General features: G+C 59.2%; 20 protein-coding genes. 19 read left to right on the forward strand and 1 reads right to left on the reverse strand.

Annotation, left to right across the window (positions count from 1 at the left end; translation table 11 throughout):
• The 6 genes from IEX44_RS20960 to urtE form a co-directional block, all read left to right on the forward strand.
• A partial coding sequence (locus IEX44_RS20960) for a hypothetical protein (RefSeq protein ID WP_229678829.1) occupies positions 1-199 on the forward strand: 199 nt, incomplete at its 5' end.
• Positions 196-1461, forward strand: a complete 1266-nt coding sequence (urtA, locus tag IEX44_RS08265) for an urea ABC transporter substrate-binding protein (RefSeq protein ID WP_188691663.1) — start codon at positions 196-198, stop codon at positions 1459-1461. The genes IEX44_RS20960 and urtA, both read left to right, overlap by 4 nt.
• Before the next feature lie 110 nt (positions 1462-1571).
• Positions 1572-3164 (forward strand): urea ABC transporter permease subunit UrtB, encoded by a 1593-nt coding sequence (gene urtB / locus IEX44_RS08270; RefSeq protein ID WP_229678830.1) that lies wholly within the window; start codon positions 1572-1574, stop codon positions 3162-3164.
• A gap of 714 nt (positions 3165-3878) precedes the next feature.
• Positions 3879-5087, forward strand: coding sequence for an urea ABC transporter permease subunit UrtC (gene urtC / locus IEX44_RS08275; RefSeq protein WP_188691667.1), 1209 nt, complete (start codon positions 3879-3881; stop codon positions 5085-5087).
• Positions 5084-5926 carry an urea ABC transporter ATP-binding protein UrtD gene (gene urtD, locus IEX44_RS08280; protein WP_188691670.1) on the forward strand — a complete coding sequence of 281 codons (843 nt, stop codon included), beginning with the start codon at positions 5084-5086 and terminating at the stop codon, positions 5924-5926. The genes urtC and urtD overlap by 4 nt, the downstream gene beginning before the upstream one ends.
• Before the next feature lie 20 nt (positions 5927-5946).
• Complete coding sequence (gene urtE / locus IEX44_RS08285; RefSeq protein WP_188691675.1) at positions 5947-6639, forward strand: urea ABC transporter ATP-binding subunit UrtE; 693 nt, start codon at positions 5947-5949, stop codon at positions 6637-6639.
• Between the two features lie 61 nt (positions 6640-6700).
• Here the strand turns inward: urtE and IEX44_RS08290 are convergent, their stop codons facing one another.
• Positions 6701-7423 (reverse strand): 16S rRNA (uracil(1498)-N(3))-methyltransferase, encoded by a 723-nt coding sequence (locus IEX44_RS08290; RefSeq protein ID WP_188691681.1) that lies wholly within the window; start codon positions 7421-7423, stop codon positions 6701-6703.
• Between the two features lie 348 nt (positions 7424-7771).
• On the opposite strand from IEX44_RS08290, the gene ilvA reads away from it, so the two are divergent.
• From ilvA to msbA, 13 genes are all read left to right on the forward strand, one after another.
• Complete coding sequence (ilvA, locus tag IEX44_RS08295; RefSeq protein WP_188691683.1) at positions 7772-9292, forward strand: threonine ammonia-lyase, biosynthetic; 1521 nt, start codon at positions 7772-7774, stop codon at positions 9290-9292.
• Positions 9293-9406: 114 nt separating this feature from the next.
• On the forward strand, positions 9407-10654 hold the full coding sequence (locus tag IEX44_RS08300; RefSeq protein WP_188691686.1) for a multifunctional CCA addition/repair protein: 1248 nt from the start codon (positions 9407-9409) through the stop codon (positions 10652-10654).
• 30 nt (positions 10655-10684) lie between these two features.
• A complete protein-coding gene (gene mnmE, locus IEX44_RS08305; RefSeq protein WP_229678912.1) occupies positions 10685-12019 on the forward strand; it encodes a tRNA uridine-5-carboxymethylaminomethyl(34) synthesis GTPase MnmE in 1335 nt (444 codons plus the stop codon).
• A gap of 144 nt (positions 12020-12163) precedes the next feature.
• Positions 12164-13369, forward strand: coding sequence for an NAD(P)/FAD-dependent oxidoreductase (locus IEX44_RS08310; protein ID WP_188691693.1), 1206 nt, complete (start codon positions 12164-12166; stop codon positions 13367-13369).
• A 329-nt stretch (positions 13370-13698) separates the two neighbouring features.
• Positions 13699-15003 (forward strand): Hsp70 family protein, encoded by a 1305-nt coding sequence (locus tag IEX44_RS08315; RefSeq protein ID WP_229678831.1) that lies wholly within the window; start codon positions 13699-13701, stop codon positions 15001-15003.
• A gap of 78 nt (positions 15004-15081) precedes the next feature.
• On the forward strand, positions 15082-15681 hold the full coding sequence (locus tag IEX44_RS08320) for a glutathione S-transferase family protein (protein ID WP_188691697.1): 600 nt from the start codon (positions 15082-15084) through the stop codon (positions 15679-15681).
• A gap of 165 nt (positions 15682-15846) precedes the next feature.
• Positions 15847-16617 carry a sulfite exporter TauE/SafE family protein gene (locus IEX44_RS08325; protein WP_188691701.1) on the forward strand — a complete coding sequence of 257 codons (771 nt, stop codon included), beginning with the start codon at positions 15847-15849 and terminating at the stop codon, positions 16615-16617.
• Positions 16614-17078, forward strand: a complete 465-nt coding sequence (locus tag IEX44_RS08330; RefSeq protein ID WP_188691704.1) for an EVE domain-containing protein — start codon at positions 16614-16616, stop codon at positions 17076-17078. The genes IEX44_RS08325 and IEX44_RS08330 overlap by 4 nt, the downstream gene beginning before the upstream one ends.
• A 263-nt stretch (positions 17079-17341) precedes the next feature.
• The gene (gene nudC / locus IEX44_RS08335; RefSeq protein ID WP_229678832.1) at positions 17342-18211 is read left to right on the forward strand and encodes an NAD(+) diphosphatase; all 870 of its coding nucleotides are present in this window, start codon (positions 17342-17344) and stop codon (positions 18209-18211) included.
• A gap of 24 nt (positions 18212-18235) precedes the next feature.
• Positions 18236-19150, forward strand: coding sequence for a DMT family transporter (locus tag IEX44_RS08340; protein ID WP_188691708.1), 915 nt, complete (start codon positions 18236-18238; stop codon positions 19148-19150).
• Positions 19151-19162: 12 nt separating this feature from the next.
• On the forward strand, positions 19163-20317 hold the full coding sequence (locus IEX44_RS08345) for a MalY/PatB family protein (protein WP_188691712.1): 1155 nt from the start codon (positions 19163-19165) through the stop codon (positions 20315-20317).
• 76 nt (positions 20318-20393) lie between these two features.
• A complete protein-coding gene (locus IEX44_RS21240; RefSeq protein ID WP_188691715.1) occupies positions 20394-20972 on the forward strand; it encodes a sugar O-acetyltransferase in 579 nt (192 codons plus the stop codon).
• 74 nt (positions 20973-21046) lie between these two features.
• The gene (gene msbA, locus IEX44_RS08355; protein ID WP_188691718.1) at positions 21047-22819 is read left to right on the forward strand and encodes a lipid A export permease/ATP-binding protein MsbA; all 1773 of its coding nucleotides are present in this window, start codon (positions 21047-21049) and stop codon (positions 22817-22819) included.
• Positions 22820-22823 lie beyond the last annotated feature (4 nt).

The raw sequence follows: 22823 nt of genomic DNA on the forward strand, positions 1-22823 counted from the left end.
GACGTGGGCCCGGCACCCCGGGTTTGTAAAAGCTTTTACTCGCGCCGAAGGCGCTAACAAAAACAGCACCACCAAAAAAGAACACCTGTACGACAACTCGATAACACCGCATTACCAGAAAGCAAGAAAAGCAAAAAGCAGGAAGGAAACAACCCGTTCTCACACTTTCGTTATCAGTTATCAGGAGATGCAGTCATGAACCGTCGTACCGCACTGAAACTTGTCACTGTTTGTACTCTCGCTGCTGCCAGCGGTTTGTCTGGTGGCGCGTTTGCCGCCGATACCATCAAGGTCGGCATCCTGCATTCGCTGTCGGGCACGATGGCGATTTCTGAATCGGCGCTGGAACAAACCGCGCTGATGACCATTGCCGAAATCAACGCCCAGGGCGGCGTGATGGGCAAGCAGCTGGAGCCGGTGGTGGTTGATCCTGCCTCCAACTGGCCGTTGTTTGCCGAAAAGGCCCGCCAGTTGCTCTCTAAAGACAAAGTCGCTGTGGTGTTTGGCTGCTGGACTTCTGTCTCCCGCAAGTCGGTCTTGCCGGTGTTCCGTGAACTGAACGGCCTGTTGTTCTACCCGGTGCAGTACGAAGGCGAAGAGCTGGAAAAGAACGTGTTCTACACCGGTGCTGCGCCTAACCAGCAGGCCATTCCGGCCGTGGACTACCTGTTGTCCAAAGATGGCGGTGAAGCCAAGCGCTTTGTGCTGCTGGGTACCGACTACGTTTACCCGCGTACCACCAACAAGATCCTGCGCGCTTACCTGCATTCCAAGGGTATTCAGGACGCCGACATCATGGAGGAGTACACCCCGTTTGGTTACTCCGACTATCAAACCATCATCGCCAAGATCAAGGACTTCTCTGCCCAGGGCAAGAAAACGGCCGTGGTCTCCACCATCAATGGCGACTCTAACGTGCCGTTCTACAAGGAACTGGGTAACGCTGGCCTGAAGGCAACCGATGTGCCGGTGGTGGCATTCAGCGTGGGCGAAGAAGAACTGCGCGGTGTGGATACCAAACCGCTGGTGGGCGAACTGGCCGCGTGGAACTACTTCATGTCTGTGAAGAACCCGGAAAACACCAAGTTCACCAAGATGTATCGCGATTGGGCCAAGAAGCAAAAGCTGCCTAATGCCGATACCGCCGTGACCAACGACCCGATGGAAGCCACGTACGTGGGTATCCATATGTGGAAGCAAGCGGTCGAGAAGGCGCACTCCACCGACGTGGACAAGGTGATCGCCGCCATGGGTGGTCAGACCTTCAAGGCCCCGAGCGGCTTTACGCTGGAAATGGACCCGAAAAACCATCACCTGCACAAGCCGGTGATGATTGGCGAAGTGAAGGCTAACGGTCAGTTCAATGTGGTGTGGAAGACCAAAGAACCGGTCAAGGCCCAGCCATGGAGCCCGTTCATTGCCGGTAACGACAAGAAGAAAGACGAGCCGGAAGCGAATTGATCTGGCTGTGAGGTGAGTTTGTAGGGTGGATTGTCGCGCTGCTCCGAATCCACCCTACAGCTACCTGAATCAACTGCAGTCACCGCAACACCGAACACGGGGATACCCCAATGAATACATGGATGCGTCATCTGCTGGCGCTGCTGCTGGGCTGTCTGATCATATTGCCCGCCCAGGCCGCGCTGGATGCCAAGGTCGTCCGCCAGTTGGTGGATGATGACTCTGACCAGAAACTGGCCGCCATTGCCGCGCTGGTGCAGGTCGGCACGCCCGAAGCCGCGCGCGTATTGCAGGCGCTGAGCAATGACGCTCTGTACGCCACGGACCAGCGCGTCTGGCTCAAGGCCGATGACAAGGTGTATGACGCCACCACCGGGGCCGAAATCAACCCCGCGCCGGATGACGTCGACACCGTATCGATCAACAACCGCGTGCGCGGCGCTCTGGATTCTGCCCTGAGCGGTTTCAAGCTGACCGACCCCGATCCGGCCGCGCGCCTGGCTGCGGCACAATCGCTGCAGGGCGACGTCAGCGCGGTCATGATCCCGGCCCTGACTGCCGCACTCAAGAAAGAGACCGACAGCAAGGTCAAGCCGGTCCTGGAACAACTGCTGGCGCAAGCTAACCTGAAGAACCCGGACGTGAAAGCCCGGCTGGCAGCGGTGGAAGACCTGAGCCATAGCAACTCGCCCAACGCGCGTGGCTTGCTGCTGACGCGGCTGGACCCGGCTAACGAACCCGACGCCAAAGTGCGCGCCGCCGCGCAATCCTCTATTGCCGCCATTGATTCACGCCTCGCCTGGATCAGCGCGCTGGCGAACGTGTTCTCTGGTCTAAGCCTTGGCAGCATCTTGCTGCTGGCGGCGCTGGGGCTGGCAATCACCTACGGCGTGATGGGCGTGATCAACATGGCCCACGGCGAACTCTTGATGGTGGGCGCGTACTCTGCCTACGTCGTGCAGGGTGTGTTCCGCGCGCATTTTCCCGGCGCGCAGGACTGGTATCTGGTGGCTGCTGTACCGGTCGCGTTCTGCGCCGCCGCAGCGGTCGGCATGCTCATGGAGCGCACCGTGATCCGCTGGCTGTACGGCCGCCCGCTGGAAACCCTGCTGGCCACCTGGGGGATCTCACTCGTCCTGATCCAGGCCGCCCGCGCGCTGTTTGGTGCGCAGAACGTGGAAGTCTCCAACCCGTCCTGGATGTCTGGCGGTATTGAACTCTTGCCCAGCCTGACCTTGCCGTGGAACCGCGTGATCATCATCGGCTTTGCGCTGTCTGTGCTGGCGTTGATGTGGGCCATCATGCAAAAAACACGCCTCGGATTGTTTGTGCGTGCGGTGACGCAAAACCGCGCCATGGCCGGTTGCGTGGGCGTGCCGACGCGGCGGATTGATACCCTGGCATTTGGCCTTGGCGCCGGTATTGCCGGACTGGGCGGGCTGGCGTTGTCGCAGATCGCCAACGTCGGGCCGGATATGGGCCAGGGCTACATTGTTGACTCGTTCCTTGTGGTGGTGCTGGGTGGTGTCGGGCAACTGGCCGGCGCTGTCTGGGCTGCGCTGGGGCTGGGCATCGTGACCAAGCTGCTGGAAGGCTGGGCTGGGGCGGTGATCGCCAAGATCATTGTGCTGGCGATCATCATTGTGTTCATCCAGCGACGGCCGCAGGGGTTGTTTGCGCTGAAGGGGCGGGTTGTTGATTGATCTGCGACCAAATTTCGTAGGGTGGATTCGGAGCGGTAGCGACAATCCACCTTTGTTGGCCTAAAACCTTGAACTGCTGTTAGCGCCTTCGGCGCGCTTGTTTACACACCGGCGGTGGCCGGAGCACGTTACTTTCTTTGCTTCGCCACCTCGGCGGCCCCAAAGAAAGTAACCAAAGAAAGGCGACCCTAGCCTGGCGGCCCTCCGGGCTTCCCTCGGTTGGTCGGGAGCCTAAGGTCTCCCTCCACGCCCTCGGCGCTTGGCTTTAACGGGGGAGAAAGTCAAAAACAACGGCAACAGCAATAGCAGGAGAAGTCTGGGGCACCTGCAAACAGACGGTTTGCGGGGTTGGGGTTGCAGTTGGGCCCCTTAAGGAGTGCCGAGCATCACAGGGAAGTCCGGGGTTTCGGCGTAAGGGTGTTTGAGGGCTTTAGCCCGAGTTCCTGCGCCCCTTGGTGGGTGCCCCCACAAAGCCATTAGTGAACCAGATGGCGGTTGCAGTGGGGGAGCCAGCCGGACTTCACGAGAAGCGTAGGGGACCCGCGAAGCGGGCGCTCCGCCGGGGTCGCCTTTTCTTTGGGTACTTTCTTTTGGCGATCCAAAAGAAAGTACCGTGCTCCGGGCACCCCCGGTATCAAAACACCGCGCCGTCTGGCGCTAACAATGATTGTTTGATTTAAAGCTGCAATGTAATCCCAACAGGAACCAACCCCTATGCGTACTTCCTACACCGAACGCACTGCCAGGCTCCTTGGCCCCAAAGGCTGGACCGCGCTAGGCGTGTTCCTGGCCATCATGCTGATCGCCATGCCGGTGCTGCATCTCATGGTGCCGCCAGGCAGTCCGTTGCATGTGTCCAATTACGCCATCACGCTGATGGGCAAGATTCTTTGCTACGCGCTGGTGGCGGTGGCGATGGATCTGATCTGGGGCTACGCCGGCATTCTCTCACTGGGTCATGGCCTGTTTTTTGCGCTGGGTGGTTACGCTTTTGGCATGTACCTGATGCGGCAGATCGGGCTGGATGGCAATTACCACAGCCCCTTGCCGGATTTCATGGTCTTCCTGGACTGGAAAACCCTGCCCTGGTACTGGCAAGGTACTGATCACTTCATCTGGGCGGCGATCCTGACCATAGCCGTGCCGACGGTGATTGCGTTTATCTTCGGTTTTTTCGCCTTCCAGTCGCGGATCAAGGGCGTGTATTTCTCGATCATCACGCAGGCGCTGACCTACGCCGCCATGCTGTTGTTCTTCCGGAACGAGACCGGTTTTGGCGGCAACAATGGTTTCACCGACTTCAAACGCATTCTGGGTTACTCGGTGACTGCCCCAGAAACCCGTGTGGTGCTGCTTGGGCTCACCGCGCTGGCGCTGGCCGGTACGCTGGTGCTGGGCCGCTGGCTGGTGACCTCCCGCTTTGGCCGCGTGCTGGCCGCAACGCGTGATGCGGAATCCCGTGTCATGTTCATCGGCTACAACCCGCTCTGGTACAAGCTGTTTATCTGGACGCTTTCTGCCGCGCTGTGCGGTGTGGCTGGCGCACTGTACGTGCCGCAGGTGGGCATCATTAACCCGTCAGAAATGTCGCCAGCGTCTTCCATTGAAATTGCCATCTGGGTGGCAGTGGGCGGTCGCGGCACCTTGATTGGTGCCGTGATTGGCGCGGTGGCGGTGAGTCTGGCCAAGAGCTGGTTCACCGTGTCATTCCCGCAGTACTGGCTGTTTTTCCTGGGCTTTCTGTTCATTCTGGTCACACTGTTTTTGCCAGAAGGGTTGGTGGGGCTTTATCACAAGCTGCGTGGCAACAAGGTTGATGCGTCTGAACCCGCTTTCACCCCTGATCCAGAAACCGTGAGCCCGGCCGCGGCCAAAGCCAGCGTCGCCCCATCACCACGTCACCTGACCGGAGAGAGCGCATGATCACCGTTGCCAGTGGCACCGATTACGAAGCCCGCCCGCAATGGGCTGACCCCACCGCTGGCCAGGCACGTGCAGTACAGCCCGGCCAGTTGGATACCGCGCATGGTGTCATTCTGTATCTGGAAGACATCACGGTCAGTTTTGATGGCTTCAAGGCGCTCAACAACTTGAGCTTGAATATCGACGTGGGCGAACTGCGCTGCATCATCGGCCCCAACGGTGCGGGCAAAACCACCATGATGGACGTCATCACGGGTAAAACCCGCCCTGACAGCGGCAAGGCGTTTTTTGGCCAGACGCTGGATCTCACGCGTTTGAAAGAACCGGAAATCGCCCACGCTGGCATTGGTCGCAAGTTCCAGAAACCCACGGTGTTCGAGAACCACACGGTATTCGAAAACCTGGAACTGGCCATGAAGACGGACAAACGCGTTTTCAAAAGCCTGTTCTTCAAACTCGATAGCGAAGCGCACGGTCGTATCGAGGCCGTGATGAAGCAAATCCGCCTTGACGCCCACGCCAACCGGCTCGCCGGGTTGTTGTCGCACGGCCAGAAGCAGTGGCTGGAGATCGGCATGCTGCTAATGCAAGAACCCAAGCTGCTGCTGCTGGATGAACCCGTCGCCGGCATGACAGATGACGAAACCATGCGTACTGCCGAGCTGTTCTTGTCACTGGCTGGCCAGCATTCGCTGGTGGTGGTCGAGCACGACATGGCGTTTGTGGAAAAACTGGGTGGCAAGGTCACCGTATTGCATGAAGGCAGCGTGCTGGCCGAAGGAGACCTGGCCACTGTGCAGGCCGACCCGCGCGTGATCGAAGTCTATCTGGGCCGCTAAGACAACAAGGACAAGCCACCATGCTGCAAGTTGAAAACCTGAACCAGTATTACGGCGGCAGCCATATTCTGCGCGGCCTCTCATTCACTGCCCAACCGGGGCAAGTGACCACGCTGCTGGGTCGTAATGGCGTCGGCAAGACCACGCTGCTCAAAACCTTGATGGGCCTGGTGCCGGCCAAAACGGGGAGCATCCAGTTTGGTGGCGCAGATATCACCAAAATGGCGTCTTATGACCGGGTCAAAGCCGGCATTGGCTATGTACCGCAAGGGCGGGAGATTTTCAGCCGGCTCTCGGTGGAAGAAAACTTGCGGATGGGCCTGGCCACGCGCCCGGCCAGTTCAACCATTCCCCCCCGGATTTTTGAAATGTTCCCCGTGCTGCAGCAGATGATGCGGCGGCGTGGTGGGGATTTATCTGGCGGTCAGCAACAACAACTGGCGATTGGCCGGGCGTTGGCCATGGGGCCGAAGTTGCTGATTCTGGATGAGCCGACGGAAGGGATTCAGCCCTCCATCATCAAGGATATTGAACGGGCGATCCGCGCATTGGCAGAGACGGGTGAGATGGCGATTCTGGTGGTGGAGCAGTATTACGATTTTGCCCGCTCGCTGGCGGATCAATACCTGGTGATGGAGCGGGGGGAGATTATCCGGGCGGGGAAGGGGTCTGAGATGGATGCAGACGGCGTAAGGGAGCTGTTGTCCGTGTGATTGTTTGAGGAGTGGGTGGATTCAGAGCCTAACGCTTTCTTCTTCCGCCTTCTGGCCTGGGTTAGCCATCTCCAAACAACGCTTGCAACACTGACAACACGGCTGGCCCGGCAGTTTCCGTCCGCAAGATCCGTGGCCCCAGCACCACACCCTCAAACCCGCTAGCCCGCGCTGCGCTCTCTTCGCCATCAGACAAACCACCTTCTGGCCCGACCAACAGCACCACTTGGGTCTGCGGTGCGGGTAAAGCCGCCAGCCTGGTCGCTGCGCCGGGCGCCAGCAGCAAGCGGGTGGCGTCTTTGGGCGCCCTGGCCAGCGCTTCATCCAGCGATGTCACCGGCAAAATCTGCGGAATGCGCGTCCGCCCGCTTTGCTCGCATGCAGATTGCGCCACGCCTTGCCAGTGGGCCAGGCGCTTTTGTGCGCGCTCACCAGACAGTCGCTGCTGGCTGTAGGCACCATGTACAGGCCAGATTTCCGTCACACCCAACTCGGTGGCCTTCTGGATGGTGTAATCCATGCGCTCGGCCGCGGAGACGGCCTGAATCAGGATGGTCCGCAACGCCGATTCGCGGTTTTCCGGCGCAAAGCCAATGACGATCACCGCGACGTCGCGCTTGCCCATCAGGGTAATGCGCGCTTCGTATTCGCCGCCTTCGCCATTAAACAAGGTGATGGTTTCGCCTGGTTGCATGCGCAAGACCTGGACATGGCGGGCCGGGCCTTCGGGCAGGTTGAAGGCGTTGTCTACAGATAATGTGTGGTCGACAAAAAAGCGCGGCATTGCGGCGGGTCCAGCGGGCGGTAAAACATCTATTCTGGCAGATCGTGCGGGTTGATCGCCAGATAGCGACTGTTCTGGGGATCAGGGAACCTCTGAACAAGCCTGTCCGGAGCCGGGTGGGTCTGATTCAGGATGAGCTGCAAGGCATAAACCGCAGTCGTAGCATGGCTACAGCGAGGATTTATAACGCCGCAGATCGCCTGAAGCGGACACGCTCCGGCCGGAAGGGACTTGTTCAGCGGTTCCTTGGTAGTCAGATTGCTTCATGACTCAAACCCAAGCTTGTGGCTACAATGCAAGACCCGGTGCATTATTGGCCGGGTCCATTTACAACTGCCGGATAACACCATGTCTGAAGCCACGAACGACTATCTGGAACGAATCCTCACCGCCCGCGTTTACGACGCTGCGATTGAAACACCGCTGGAAGCCGCGCCGAATATTTCGCGCCGAATTGGCAACCACGTGTTCATCAAGCGCGAAGATATGCAACCGGTGTTTTCGTTCAAGATTCGTGGCGCATACAACCGCATGGCGCAACTGACTTCGGCTGAGCTGGAACGCGGCGTGGTGACGGCTTCGGCCGGTAATCATGCCCAGGGCGTGGCGTATTCGGCGCAAATTCTGAAGTGCCGCGCCACGATCTTCATGCCGACCACCACGCCGAATATCAAGGTGGATTCCGTCACCCGCCGCGGTGCAGAGGCCGTGCTGGTGGGCGATTCGTTCAGTGATTGCTATCAAAGCGCGGTGAACCTGGCGCAGGAAACCGGCGCTGCGTTTATCCACCCGTACGACCACCCGGATGTGATTGCCGGGCAGGGCACGATCGGTATGGAGTTGCTGCGCCAGCATTCGGGCAAGCTTGATGCCATCTTTATTCCGGTGGGCGGCGGTGGTTTGATCGCTGGCGTGGCGGCGTATATCAAGCGCCTGCGGCCAGAGGTCAAGATCATCGGGGTCGAGCCGACCGATGCCAACGCCATGTATCTTTCGCTCAAACTGGGCGAGCGCGTCGTGCTGCCGCAAGTGGGTATCTTTGCCGACGGCGTGGCGGTGAAACAGGTTGGCGAAGAGACCTTCCGCCTGTGTCAGGAACTGGTGGATGAAGTGATCCTGGTCGATACCGATGCCATGTGTGCGGCCATCAAAGACATGTTCGAAGAGACGCGTTCGATTCTGGAGCCGTCCGGTGCATTGGCCCTGGCCGGCATGAAAGCCTGGGTGGCGCGTGAAAAGGCGCAAGACAAAACCCTGGTGGCGATCACCTCTGGCGCCAACATGAACTTCGATCGTCTGCGTTACGTGGCCGAACAAGCCGAGCTGGGTGAAGAGCGCGAAGCCATCATTGCGGTGACGCTGCCGGAGCGCCCGGGCGCATTCCGTGCACTTTGCAGTGCGATCGGTGCCCGCAATATCACTGAGTTCAACTACCGTTATGGGGACAAGGATCAGGCCCACGTATTTGTGGGCCTGCAGATTCAGAACCGCGCTGAAGTAACGGATCTGATCGAGAAACTGGCCGCTGAAAAACTGGCGGCAGTAGATCTGACCGATAACGAACTGGCCAAGCTGCACATCCGCCATCTGGTGGGGGGCCATGCGCCGCAAGTGGATAACGAACGCGTGCTGCGCTTTGAGTTCCCGGAGCGGCCGGGCGCGTTGCTCAACTTCTTGAACAGCATGGTGGGCAGCTGGAATATCTCGTTGTTCCACTATCGTAACCATGGTGCTGACTATGCTCGTACGCTGGTGGGCATTCAGGTGCCCCCAGAGGAGGATGCCGCGTTTGCCGAGTTCCTGGAAAAGCTGGGCTACCCGCACTGGCTGGAAACCGACAACAAGGCGTACCAGCTCTTCCTGGGTTAAGCCGGTTTCGCACGCACTCGAAAAAGCGAGGGGCAAACCCTCGCTTTTTTATTTACTGCTGGCCTGAAGCTACAATCAGGCCCATCACTACGTTGCAATCATTTGGGTCAGGTCATGAAGATTTACCGGGTTGGCGGCGCAGTCCGCGATGAAATGCTGGGCCTGCCGGTCAAGGATGTGGACTGGGTCGTCGTTGGCGCGACGCCGGATGATATGGTCGCCCAGGGTTACAAAGCCGTCGGCAAGGATTTCCCGGTATTCCTGCACCCCAAAACACATGAGGAATACGCGCTGGCCCGTACCGAGCGCAAATCTGGCCATGGCTACAAAGGCTTTCAGGTTTACGCTGCGCCAGATGTCACGCTTGAAGAAGACTTGCTGCGCCGTGACCTGACCATCAACGCCATGGCGCAAGGTGAGGACGGCCAGATTGTCGACCCGTTCAACGGCGCTGCGGATGTGAAGGCGCGCGTGCTGCGGCATGTGTCTGAAGCGTTTGTCGAAGACCCGGTGCGCGTACTGCGGCTGGCGCGCTTTGCAGCGCGGTTTAATTTTGAAGTCGCGCCGGAAACCATGGCGCTCATGCAAGAGATGGTGAACACCGGCGAGGTCGATCACCTCGTGCCAGAGCGCGTGTGGCAGGAAGTCGCCAAGGGCCTGATGGAAGACACACCCTCGCGGATGTTCAACATCTTGCGGGAATGTGGTGCCCTGGCGCGGGTTATGCCAGAAATCGATGCTTTGTTTGGTGTTCCTCAACCGGAAAAGCACCACCCGGAAATCGACACGGGCGTGCACGTGATGATGGTGGTTGATTACGCCGCCAGCCAGCAGCTACCGCTACCCACGCGTTTTGCCGCGCTGTGCCATGATCTGGGCAAAGCACGCACGCCGGCAGAACTGCTCCCATCGCATCACGGCCACGAAGGTAAGGGCGTGCCGCTGGTAGAGAAATTCTGCGAACGCATTCGCGCTCCGGCTGAGTGCCGCGACCTGGCCATCATGGTCTGCCGAGACCACACCAACGTGCATCGCGCGCTGGAACTTCGCGCCGCGACCGTGCTTGAGTTGTTTGGCCGCTGTGACGGCCTGCGCAAGCCAGATCGCTTTGCCGCCATGCTGGATGCTTGCGCTGCCGATGCACGCGGCCGGTTGGGTTTTGCCGACCGCGCCTACCCGCAAGCGGATTACCTGCGAGAGTTGCTGGCCGCCGCGCGGGGTGTGGATGCCGGCGCCATTGCCGGTGCAACCGAAGACAAAGCGCAGATCCCGCAGCGCGTGGCGGCAGCCCGCACTGAAGCCATCAGCAACGCCATGCAAACGCTGCGCGAGCGGGAAGAATTCCGCCGTCCGATGCACTGAAACCACTTTGGACCGAGCCACACCGTGACCCTGCTCTACCACCCCGATACCATCGCCGCCATTGCCACCGCCCCCGGACGCGGCGGCGTGGGTGTGATCCGCGTTTCCGGCCAGGATCTGTCTGCCATCGTGGCCGGGCTGATTGGCCGCGCACTGACCCCGCGCCATGCGCACTTTGCCAAGTTCAAAGATGAAGATGGTTCGGTGATCGACGAAGGCCTGGCGCTGTATTTCCCTGGCCCTAACTCATTCACCGGCGAGCACGTGCTGGAACTGCAAGGCCATGGCGGCCCGGTGGTCATGCGCATGTTGCTGGCGCGGTGTGTCGCTTTGGGTGCCCGTCATGCCGAGCCCGGCGAATTCACCAAGCGCGCGTTTCTGAACAGCAAGCTCGATCTGGCGCAAGCAGAGGCTGTGGCGGATCTGATCGATGCCCAATCAGAAGCCGCCGCGCGTTCGGCACTTAAATCACTTGATGGCGCTTTCAGCCGTGAGATCAACACGCTGGTGGAAGAACTGATCAACCTGCGCATGCTGGTTGAAGCCACCATCGATTTCCCCGAGGAAGACATCGACTTTCTGGAGGCCGCCAACGCCCGTGGCCGCTTGAATGAGCTGCAAGCGCAACTCGCACGCGTGCTGGCCACCGCCAGTCAGGGCCGTCTGCTGCGCGAAGGGATGCATGTGGTGCTGATTGGCCAACCCAACGTGGGCAAATCCAGCTTGATGAATGCACTGGCCGGTGAAGAAATCGCCATCGTGACCGACATAGCCGGCACCACGCGCGATACCGTGCGCGAGCTGATTCAGCTTGATGGCGTGCCGCTGCACATTATCGACACTGCCGGCCTGCGCGAGACCACCGATACGGTCGAGCAGATTGGCATTGAGCGCACCTGGCGCGCGGTGGATAAAGCCGATCTGGCGCTGTTGCTGCTGGACTCGCGTGAGGGTGTCACACCGCATGACGAAGCCATTCTGGAACGCCTGCCGCCCGCCCTGCCGGTGCTGCGCGTGTTCAACAAGATCGACCTGACCGGTGAAACGGCCGGCGTGGTGGGTGAGACCGAAGTCCACGTTTCCGCGCAGTCTGGCAGCGGGCTGGATGAACTGCGTACCCGCCTGTTGCACATGGCGGGCTGGCACGGTGCCAACGAAGGCGTGTTCATTGCGCGTGAACGCCATCTGGATGCTATCCGCCGTGCAGCGGAACACTTGATCAACGCAGGTCATGCTTTTCATGCGCTGGAACTGTTTGCTGAAGAACTGCGCCTGGCACAGGTCACCCTCAACGAGATCACCGGCGAGTTTTCATCTGATGACTTGCTGGGTGTGATCTTTAGCCGTTTTTGTATTGGCAAATAAACCGGCTTTCGTTGTGCCTCAACCTGAAAAAAGGCAGCCTGCGGGCTGCTTTTTTCAATTCTATTGATCCACGTTGTCACAACTTCTGCGTTGTTCCCGTCTAGTTCGTGAAACCAGACGTTACTGCACCAAAGGAGTTGCAAGATGAAACAACGGATTCTCGTGATTGGCGCCGGCTTTGCCGGCATGTGGGCTGCACTGTCTGCCTTGCGCCTGCTGGATCAACAAGATCGCCAGAATGTGGAAGTCGCGCTGATTGCGCCGCAGGCTGAACTGCATGTGCGACCGCGTTTGTATGAACAAAATCCGGGTGCCATGAAGGCACCGCTGCAGGCACTGTTTGATGCCGTCGGCGTGAGATTTGTCCAGGGTATGGTTGGCCAGATTGATACCGATCGCCACGAAGTGACATTGACCGATGCCACGGGCCAGGCATCAACATTGGGTTATGACCGCCTGGTACTGGCTGCCGGTAGCCGCTTGTTCCGGCCGCAGATTGAAGGCCTGGCGGAACACGCCTTCAATGTGGACCAACTGGCGGAGGCCGTCCGCCTGGATGACCATATCAAGGCGCTGGCGCAGCAGCCGTCCTCGCTGGCACGCAATACCGTTGTGATTGCGGGTGGTGGATTTACAGGGATCGAAACGGCCGCAGAAATGCCGGCCCGCTTGCGTGAGGCGTTGGGCCAGGAGACGCCGGTTCGGGTCATCATGGTGGAGCGCAATGCGGACATTGGCCCCGATCTGGGCCCCGGCCCCCGCCCGGTGATTGAAGAAGCCCTGGGCTCGCTCGGCGTGACCTGGCGGCTCAGTACGGCAGTGGCTGCCGTCGATCGCCACGGCGTGACGCTTGATAATGGTGAACGCATTGAAGCTGCAACGGTGATCTGGACCGCCGGTGCGCGCGCCAGCACACTGACCGAACAGATTCCGGCACAACGTGACCCATTTGGTCGCTTGTTCGTCGATGACAATCTCAAGGTGCCAGGCGTGGCCGACGTCTACGCCACGGGCGATTGCGCCCACGCTGCAACGGACGACATCGGCAATCACGCCATGATGTCCTGCCAGCACGCCATGGCGCTGGGCCGTTCGGCCGGGAACAACGCCGCAGCTGATCTGCTGAGCGTAGCCCCTGCAGCCTATCGTCAGCCCAAGTATGTGACCTGCCTTGATCTGGGCCCTTGGGGCGCGGTCTACACCGAAGGCTGGGATCGTCAGGTGGTCTTGCGCGGTGCTGAGGCTAAAACCCTCAAACAGCAGATCAACAGTGTCTGGATTTACCCGCCCGAAGCTGACCGCGCTGCTGCTCTGGCGCTGGCCGACCCGGCCCGGCCGGTTGTGGCTTGATTCCGCGCCCGCAGATCGCGCCCGTCTGACCTGATTGATCCAGAGGGTGAGTCGTGAACAGGACGTCATTGGCCAGCCGCACTAACGCGATGTGGCCATTTACCCCTTGTTTGTGACTTCACCCGACGGACTGCCACGAAAATGCCAAATCCTTCAGGCAAAATAGCGTGTTTACTGGTGCCACGCCCCATGCGCGTGCTGCTGGTTCAACCCTGGTTGCAGGCCCATATTGGCCGGACATATTCGCAAAATGCCATAACACTGGCATGATGAGGTGTCCGGGCGGGGCTACACCCCCGTTGCAACCTTGTACCAAGTCAGGACACGCTTTGAATCATCCCGCAGTTTCGCAGTTAGCCCACCCCGTCGCCACTGAAGCCGCCCGCGCCTGCGGTATCGACTTTGGCACTTCCAACTCCACTGTCGGCTGGGTCCGCCCCGGTGCGCCGCTGCTGCTGGCGCTGGAAGATGGCAAGAACACGCTGCCTTCCATGCTGTTTTTCAATATGGAAGAAGACACAGTCAGTTATGGCCGCGCTGCGCTGGGTGAATACCTGGAAGGCTATGAAGGGCGCTTGATGCGCTCGCTCAAGAGCATTCTGGGCACGGGTTTGATGGATTTGCAGACCGAAGTCCAGGGTCGATCACTCTCGTTCAAACATATTCTGGGCCACTTTGTTGCCGAACTGAAACGCCGCGCCGAAGCCTCTGCCGGACGTGGTTTTGATTGCGCTGTGCTGGGCCGGCCAGTGCATTTTGTCGATGACAACGCCGCCGCCGATCAATTGGCACAAGACGTACTGGCCGAGATCGCCCGCGCCCACGGCCTCAAGCATGTTGAATTCCAGTACGAGCCGATTGCCGCCGCGTTTGACTATGAAAGTACCCTGTCGCGCGAAGAACTGACGCTGATTGTTGATATCGGCGGTGGTACGTCTGACTTTTCTTTGCTGCGCCTCTCGCCTGAGCGCGCGCGCAAGACCGAGCGGCTGGATGACATTCTGGCCAATGGCGGCGTGCACATCGGCGGGACCGACTTCGACAAGGCGCTGAGCCTGTCGAGCATCATGCCGCTGCTGGGTTATCGCAGCCGCCTGATGAACAACTCGGAAGTGCCATCCAGCTATTACTTCAACCTGGCGACCTGGCACACCATCAACTTTGTCTATACCCGCAAAATCTGGACCGAATTGCAGGATGTCTTCCGTGATTCCGGCACCGAAACCCGCGCCGTGCTGGATCGTCTGTTGAACCTGATCCAGCGTCGCACTGGTCACTGGCTGGCCATGCGGGCTGAAGAAACCAAGATTGCCCTGTCCGATAGCCCCACCCACCGCCTTGCGCTGGAACGCATTGAAGACGGCCTGTATCACGATATCGGCCGCCAGGATTTTGAAGGCGCCATTGACGGTCAGATCACCCGCATTGAAGAAACCGTACAACAGATCCTGACCAGTGCCGGCCTGCGTGCCGATCAGGTCGATACCGTGTTCTTTACGGGTGGTTCCAGTGGCGTGCCTTTGTTGCGTCAGCGTGTGGCCGCGTTGTTGCCGGCCGCAAAACATGTGGAAGGCGATCTCTTCGGTAGCATTGGCGCGGGTCTGGCGATCGACGCCCGCCGCAAATTCGGCTGACCTGCTGTACCAGACCGGGCTTGCGCAAGGCTGGTCCGGTCTGGTTGGATAGGGGTTTTCTGATCGCAGGAGCACTGCATGTACACGGTTCATGGCGTTGCCCAGTCCGGCAACTGTTACAAGGTCAAACTCGCCCTTAGCCAGCTGGATAAACCGTTCACCTGGAACGAAGTGGACATGATGGGCGGCGCCACGCACAGCCCCGGATTCCTGGCCATGAACCCCACCGGGCAAGTACCGGTCCTGCAGATTTCTGCCAGCACTTTCCTGCCAGAATCCAATGCCATCCTGTATTACCTCGCCCAGGGCACAGACTTGTTCCCGCAAGATCGGCTGGAACAAGCGCAGGTGATGCAATGGCTGTTTTTTGAGCAATACAAACACGAGCCCAATGTCGCCGTGGCCCGCTTCATTGTGCTGTTTGCGGGCCGTCCGGCTGAGCGTGAAGCCCAGTTGCAACAGAAGATCAAAGCAAGCGGCGACGTGCTGGCGGTGATGGAGCAACATCTATCAACCCGTCGTTTCTTTGTGGGTGAGCGTTATTCCATCGCAGACATCGCGCTGTATGCCTATACGCACAAAGCGCATGAGGGGCTGATTGATCTGGCGCCGTTTCCGGCGATCCGAGCCTGGTTAGACCGCGTGGCCAGCCAGCCGGGGTATGTAGACATGGGATGAGGGTTGGCGAGGCAGCCAGCCGCAGGGTGGATTCGAAGCGGTAGCGGCAACTCACCATTGCAATGTGCGTCTCAGCGCGTTCACGCCCCGTTCGGGTTGCGCACAATATTCACGCAACACAGCTAATGGCAAGCTGTCAGCCTGATCCCCACCCCAGTACTCGCCATGATCGACCCCAGTACTATCGCCCTGCTGATCCCCTTGTCTTTTGTCGCCGGCATGATTGATGCTGCAGTGGGCGGAGGCGGGTTGATTCAAGTGCCCGGCTTGTTTGCCATCCTGCCTAATGTTGCGCCGGCCACGCTGATGGGCACCAACAAATTTGCCAGCATCATGGGCACGGCGTCAGCCACATGGCGCTATGCGCGGCAGGTGAAGCTGGACTGGCACATTCTGCTCCCCTGTGCGGTGGCAGCTTTTCTGGGTTCTTATGGCGGTGCCAGCATGATCCAGCTGCTGGACAAGCACTGGGTGCGGCCGCTGGTGATCGTTTTGCTGGCGGTCATGCTGGTTTACACGTGGATCAAACCCACGTTTGGCACCGAAGACGCCGGCCGGCCGCTAACCCGGCGTGATCTGTACGTGGGCCTGGTGATTGGCGCGTGCATCGGGTTTTACGATGGCTTCTTCGGGCCGGGTACCGGATCATTCCTGATCTTTTTGTTTGTGCGGTTCTTTCACTTTGATTTTCTGCGCGCCTCCGCATCCGCCAAGGTGGTGAACCTGGCGACGAATCTCGCTGCGCTGGTTTCCTTTATCCCAGTCGGCGCGGTGATCTATGGTTATGCCATACCCATGGCCGCGGCCAATGTGGCCGGCGCGCAGGTGGGTAGCCGCATGGCACTCAAAGGCGGCAATACGTGGATACGCCGTCTGTTTCTGACCCTGGCTATTGTGCTGTTGGCCAAATTGATCTGGGATACCTTGCACGCATGAGTACTCGCCCTGTTCACTATTGGCTGATGAAATCCGAACCCGATGAAGCGGGCATTGACCATCTGGCAAGGGATGGCAAGCTGGGCTGGTTTGGCGTGCGCAATTATCAGGCGCGCAATTTCATGCGGGATCAAATGCAGGTGGGTGATGTAGTGCTGTTTTATCACTCCAGTTGCCCGGAGCCGGGTATCGCCGGCATTGCCGAAGTGAGTAGCAGCGCGTATCCAGACCCAACCCAGTTTGAGTCAGAGTCCAAATACTTTGATCCGAAGTCCAGTCGTGAAAACCCGCGCTGGATGCAGGTCGATGTGAAGTTTGTGAAGAAAACCCGGCTGATGGGTTTGCCGGAAATGCGCGCGATGCCAGAGCTGGCCGACATGCAAGTGCTGCAGCGGGGAAACCGGTTGTCGATTACGCCGGTGAGCCGCGCCGAGTGGGAAGCCATCAGCAAAAAACTCTGATGTCAGAGGCATGTTTGCCATGGCAAACATGCGGCGCAGAAAAGAAAAAAGGCACCTGCATCAAGCAGGTGCCCTAAAGCTCGTGCCAGTTAAGGCGACAGAGCGTTGTCAACCGCACACGAGCAGCTCTCGCCGCCCGCACGGTAATAACGGGGTGTTTTTCCGGCTGGTTGACACATTTCGCAAAAAATCTTCAAAAACCTCTATAGAACGGTCCGAGCCCCAAAACAGTGCATATGTTTGCCGGACGCAAACACTGTGTCATGAACTTTTGCCATCACAGCGCGTATGATGAATCCATGCCGCTCTCCAGCTTTATTCCCGCCTTTGCCTCCCGCTGCGCCGATGACGAAGCGCGTTGTTACGCCTTTGTCGGCGACGAGTTGTTGCTTGATGACCGCCGTGGCCTGCCGCGTGCGTCTGTCCTGATAGAACACCTGGGGCCACCCGAGCTGGACTATCTGATCGGTCATCGTGCCGGCCAACCGTGCCGCTTGTTGTTCTGGCCGCAAACCACACAAGCACCCGCCGGCTGGATGAACCACAACCTGCGTGCCATTTACGGCCACATGGATGAAGCCGATTTCTGGATCGCCACCCGCGCCAAGCAAATGGCGACATGGGATCGGGAACACCGTTTCTGCGGGGTTTGCGGCACGAAAACCGAAGTTGCAGAACGAGAACCCGCGCGCGCTTGCCCGGCGTGTGGTCACCGCCATTACCCGCGTGTATCGCCGGCGATCATGGTGTTGATCCGCGATGGTGACCGCTTGCTGCTGGCGCGATCGCCCCATTTCAAACCCGGCATGTACAGCGCACTGGCCGGTTTTGTTGAGGCCGGCGAATCATGCGAAGACACTATCCACCGCGAGGTGATGGAAGAAGTTGGCTTGCGGGTGAAAAATCTGCAGTGGTTCGACAGCCAGAGTTGGCCGTTTCCGCATTCTTTGATGCTGGCTTTCAATGCCGATTACGATGGTGGAGACATTGTCTGCCAGCCGGAAGAGATCGAAGATGCACAGTGGTTCACGCTGGATGCCTTGCCCGATTTGCCCATGGGGGCCAGCATTGCGCGGCACTTGATTGAAGCGACCATAACCCGCATGAAAAACGACGCGGCAACCGACCAGTAAACGCTTTGGGCCAGATCCTGCGCGATGAATGACCGCACTATCGCCATCACAAAAGACACGCATGACGCTGGTTTTCGCTTTGGCGTGATCCTGGCGCTATGCGCCGCGACCGGTTTTGCCTCCAAAGCCATTTTTGTGAAGCTGGCGTACCGTTATCACGTTGATGCCATCACCTTGCTGACGCTGCGGCTGGCGCTGGCCTTGCCCTTGTTCTGGCTGGTGAAACTGACGCGGCGTGAAGATGGCCCGCCCATGACGCGTGCCGACCGCTGGCACCTGATCGGCCTGGGGCTGGCCGGTTATTACCTCTCCAGCTTGTTCGACTTTCTGGGGCTGGTGACCGTCAGCGCCAGCCTGGAACGGCTGATTCTCTTTTTGTACCCGACCTTCACCGTGTTGTTATCGGCCGTCTTTGCGCACCATCCCATCACCCGGCGCGTGGCCGGTGCGTTGGTGATTTCGTACACTGGCATGTTGCTGGTGTTGTGGCCGGAACTCTCGGCCGCCCAGGGTACCTGGCTGGGAATCGGTCAGGTGTTTCTCAGCACCTTGTGCTACGCCGTTTTTCTGACGTTCAGCCCGCGCGTCATTGCCCGCGTAGGCGCCATGCGCTTTACCGAAAATGCCCTTACGGTTTCAGCGGCGGCCATGCTCACGCACTTTGCGCTGACCCGACCCTTGTCGGCGCTGGTATTGCCATGGCCAGTGTGGGCCTATGCTGCGGTCATTGCGTTGGTCGCGACGGTCTTCCCGATCTACGCGCTCGCTGCCGCCATGGCCCGCATCGGGGCACCACGGACGGCCATTATCGGTAGCATGGGGCCGATTCTGACCATCTTTCTTGGCGTGCTGATACTGAATGAGCACCTCACGCCGTTACAATGGCTGGGCACTGTGGTTGTTATGGCCGGGGTCTGGCGCATCAGCCACAAGAAATGACAAGGATTGCGGATGTTTGATTTTGATACGGTGATCAACCGTCGTGACAGTGACAGCACCAAGTGGCGCAAGTACGACGAGGACATCCTGCCGCTGTGGGTCGCGGATATGGACTTTGCTTCGCCACCTGCCATCACCGCCGCGCTGCAAGAGCGCGTCGCGCACGGCGTGTTTGGCTATCCGGACCCGCAAGCCTCACTGGTTCAAACGCTGGTCCTGGCCATGCAGCGCGATTACAACTGGCGCATCCAGCCAGACTGGCTGGTGCCGCTGCCGGGCCTTGTCGTTGGCTTGAACGTGGCTTGCCGCGCCACGGGTGGGCATGATGATCCGGTGCTCACCGCCACGCCGGTTTATCCGCCGTTTATGAGTGCGCCCATTTTGTCGCAACGCCGGTTGGTGCGCGTCCCCATGCTCGAAGCAGAAGGCAGCGATGGCACACATTGGGCGTGGGATATCGACCAGCTTGCCGGTAGCCTTGGACCTGGCAACAACACGCTGATGCTGTGCCACCCGCACAACCCGGTGGGCCGCGTCTGGCGTACAGAAGAACTGCTGCAACTGGCGGCGGTGGCGCAGCGCCACGACATGATCGTGGTCAGCGATGAAATCCACTGCGATCTGATTCTGGATGCCGAACACAAACACGTACCGTTTGCCGCGATCTCTGAAGATGCCGCTCAGCGCAGCATCACGCTGATGGCGCCGTCCAAAACATATAACGTGCCGGGGCTGGGCTGTTCGTTTGCCATCATTCCCAACCCGGTACTTCGCAAGAAATTTGCCGATGTCATGCGCGGGATCGTGCCGCACGTGAACATCTTTGGTTATGTGGCCTGCGAAGCGGCCTACCGTGATGGCGTGGCCTGGCGTGCCGAGTTACTGGACGTGCTGCGCCGTAATCGCGATCTGGTCATGCAAGAACTGGATGGCTATGAGGGATTGCGGGTGACCCGGCCAGAAGCGACTTATCTGGCCTGGGTGGATTGCCGCAGCACCGGTATTGAAGACCCGGCTGCGTTCTTTGAAGCGGCGGGTGTGGGTTTGTCCAACGGGGCAGATTTTGGTCTCAAAGGTTTTGTGCGACTGAACTTTGGTTGTGCGTTGAGCACATTGCAAGAAGCCCTGCGCCGCATGCGCGACGCACTGGCCAGTCGCGCCAGTTAGCCAGGATTGCCGCATTTGGCACAGCGCCGTTGTGTGCGCAGTTAAGCTTTGCTTATTCGTAACACGGGGCGGGACCATGGCCAGGGAATCGGTGAAGTACGAGTTTGCAGACATCGGGCAAAACCGGGACGCCCGACAAACTGCGCGCGAGCACCTGCAACGCTTCAATAATCCGGCAACGTCTGATGCCGATCGCGCCGCGCTGCTGCCGCAATTATTTGGTCAGGCCGAAGGCGCCAGTGTGACGCCGCCGTTGTTCCTTGCCAGTGGTCACAATGTGCGGCTGGGCAAGAAGGTGTTCGTCAATCTGGGCCTGACCATTTCTGGCAGCGCGCCGGTCATCATCGGTGACTACACCCTCATTGCGCCCTGGGTTCAAATCCACAGCACCACGCACCCGGTCGATCCGTGGGAACGTCAGCAGGTGGCGTTCACCGCCAAGCCCGTGACGATTGGCGAGAACGTCTGGATCGGTGCCGGTGCCATTATTTGCCCCGGCGTCACGATTGGCGATCATGCGGTTATCGGTGCTGGCGCGGTGGTCACGCAAGACGTCCCGCGCTGCACGCTGGTGGCCGGCAACCCGGCGAGCGTGGTCAGAACGCTGGATGAACCGGATATGGCGACGATATATCTGAAACGGCAAGAAGGGTGATCGATAGAACGATCCTGCCCGCTAAACATCCAGGCCGTTTATAATCAGCGTTTTGCGCCAGACAAGCCGCCTGCATGAGCAACCGCACCACCAGCCGTAACCTCTATTTCCGCATCCTGCAACAGATCAAGCCTTATTGGGGCATGGTCGTGATGTCCATGGTGGGCCTTGCCGTTTCTGCCGGCGTGGATGCCGCACTGACGCGTCTTTTGCAGCCACTGGTTGATCACAACCTGCGTGCCGATTCGCTCGCCCGCAAGGATGCCTGGATTTTGCCTGCCGTGATTCTGGGCATGGCCGTGCTGCGGCTGGTGTCCAATTTCTCCAGCGATTACGCCAGCGCGTGGTTGTCTTCCCGCGTGATGCATGATCTGCGTGAACGGATGTTCGGCCGTTTCATGCAGCTGCCGGTGAAGTACTTCGACAAATCCTCCGTTGGCGTGCTGGTCTCGCGGGTCACGTATGACGTGAACCAGATCATGGACGCCGGTGTGCAGGTGCTGACGGTACTTGTGCGCGACTCCATGCTGGCCGTATTCCTCCTGGGCGTGATGATCTACACCGACTGGAAGCTCACACTGCTGTGCGTGGTGTTGTTGCCTGGCGTTGCGTTGTCGATCCGCATTGTAGGCAAGCGGCAGCGCAAACTCTCGCGCGCGACGCAGTCTTCCATGGGTGAAATGACCAGCATTCTGGATGAGTCGATCTCTGGCCAGCGCATCGTCAAGGTATTTGGCGGTGGCCAATATGAGACCAGACGTTTTTTCACCGTGAACAACCGTGTGCGTTCGCTCGCCGTGAAACGTGCCGCGACATCCAGCACCAACTCAGGCTTGATCATGTTCCTGATCGGGATCACGCTGGCGGCCATCATCTACTATGCCAGCTTGCGCGCGCAGGCCGGTGTACTCACCGCGGGTTCGTTTGTGTCGTTCATGGTGGCCATGATGGCATTGCAAACACCAATCAAGAACATCACCAAGATCAATGAAAGTCTGCATCGTGGTCTGGCTGCGGCAGAGTCTGTGTTTGCGGTGCTTGATGAAGAAACCGAACACGATCAGGGGACGCAAACGCTGGAGCGTGCCCAGGGTGAACTCAAGGTTGAAGATCTGCAGTTCAGCTACAACGACGAGGACCGCGCCGCACTGGATCATGTCTCGTTGACCGTTTCGCCGGGTGAATCGGTGGCGCTGGTCGGTAGCTCGGGCAGCGGCAAGACCACACTGGCCAATCTGCTGCCCCGCTTTTATGACCCTACGGGTGGCAGTATCAAGCTGGATGGCGTGAAGCTGTCTGATTACAAGCTGCTGGATCTGCGCCGGCAATTTGCCATGGTGAGTCAGGATGTCGTGCTGTTCAACGACACGGTGGCTGCCAACATCGCATACGGTGACCCCAATCCCTCGCGTGAGCGCGTGCTGGCTGCAGCACAAGCCGCCTTTGCGCGTGATTTTGTAGAGGCCATGCCGGAAGGGTTTGACAGTATTCTGGGTGAGAACGGCGTGCGTCTATCTGGCGGTCAGCGTCAGCGGCTGGCCATTGCCCGCGCCATCTACAAAGATGCGCCCATCCTGATTCTGGATGAAGCCACCAGTGCGCTGGATACCGAGTCTGAACGCAAGGTCCAGGCCGCGCTGGAAAACCTGATGAAGAATCGCACGACCATTGTGATCGCGCACCGGCTTTCCACCATTGAGAACGTGGATCGGATCATCGTCATGCAGCACGGCAAGATTATTGAATCTGGCCACCACAGCGAGCTGATCACCAAGGGCGGTCAATACGCCCATATGCATGCGGCGCAATTTGCCGGTGATGATTCGTCATCAGCCGCTAAAGCCTGACGAC

It is taken from the genome of Silvimonas amylolytica (genome assembly GCF_014645555.1).
Lineage (GTDB): Bacteria > Pseudomonadota > Gammaproteobacteria > Burkholderiales > Chitinibacteraceae > Silvimonas > Silvimonas amylolytica.

Coding starts and splice junctions, on each gene's coding strand:
- nudC (WP_229678832.1), top strand. CDS start 17,342: ATGAACTTTTGCCATCACAGCGCGTATGATGAATCCATGCCGCTCTCC.
- IEX44_RS08310 (WP_188691693.1), top strand. CDS start 12,164: ATGAAACAACGGATTCTCGTGATTGGCGCCGGCTTTGCCGGCATGTGG.
- urtB (WP_229678830.1), top strand. CDS start 1,572: ATGAATACATGGATGCGTCATCTGCTGGCGCTGCTGCTGGGCTGTCTG.
- IEX44_RS08340 (WP_188691708.1), top strand. CDS start 18,236: ATGAATGACCGCACTATCGCCATCACAAAAGACACGCATGACGCTGGT.
- msbA (WP_188691718.1), top strand. CDS start 21,047: ATGAGCAACCGCACCACCAGCCGTAACCTCTATTTCCGCATCCTGCAA.
- urtC (WP_188691667.1), top strand. CDS start 3,879: ATGCGTACTTCCTACACCGAACGCACTGCCAGGCTCCTTGGCCCCAAA.
- urtD (WP_188691670.1), top strand. CDS start 5,084: ATGATCACCGTTGCCAGTGGCACCGATTACGAAGCCCGCCCGCAATGG.
- urtA (WP_188691663.1), top strand. CDS start 196: ATGAACCGTCGTACCGCACTGAAACTTGTCACTGTTTGTACTCTCGCT.
- IEX44_RS08345 (WP_188691712.1), top strand. CDS start 19,163: ATGTTTGATTTTGATACGGTGATCAACCGTCGTGACAGTGACAGCACC.
- IEX44_RS08290 (WP_188691681.1), bottom strand. CDS start 7,423: ATGCCGCGCTTTTTTGTCGACCACACATTATCTGTAGACAACGCCTTC.
- IEX44_RS08320 (WP_188691697.1), top strand. CDS start 15,082: ATGTACACGGTTCATGGCGTTGCCCAGTCCGGCAACTGTTACAAGGTC.
- IEX44_RS21240 (WP_188691715.1), top strand. CDS start 20,394: ATGGCCAGGGAATCGGTGAAGTACGAGTTTGCAGACATCGGGCAAAAC.
- IEX44_RS08330 (WP_188691704.1), top strand. CDS start 16,614: ATGAGTACTCGCCCTGTTCACTATTGGCTGATGAAATCCGAACCCGAT.
- ilvA (WP_188691683.1), top strand. CDS start 7,772: ATGTCTGAAGCCACGAACGACTATCTGGAACGAATCCTCACCGCCCGC.
- IEX44_RS08325 (WP_188691701.1), top strand. CDS start 15,847: ATGATCGACCCCAGTACTATCGCCCTGCTGATCCCCTTGTCTTTTGTC.
- urtE (WP_188691675.1), top strand. CDS start 5,947: ATGCTGCAAGTTGAAAACCTGAACCAGTATTACGGCGGCAGCCATATT.
- IEX44_RS08300 (WP_188691686.1), top strand. CDS start 9,407: ATGAAGATTTACCGGGTTGGCGGCGCAGTCCGCGATGAAATGCTGGGC.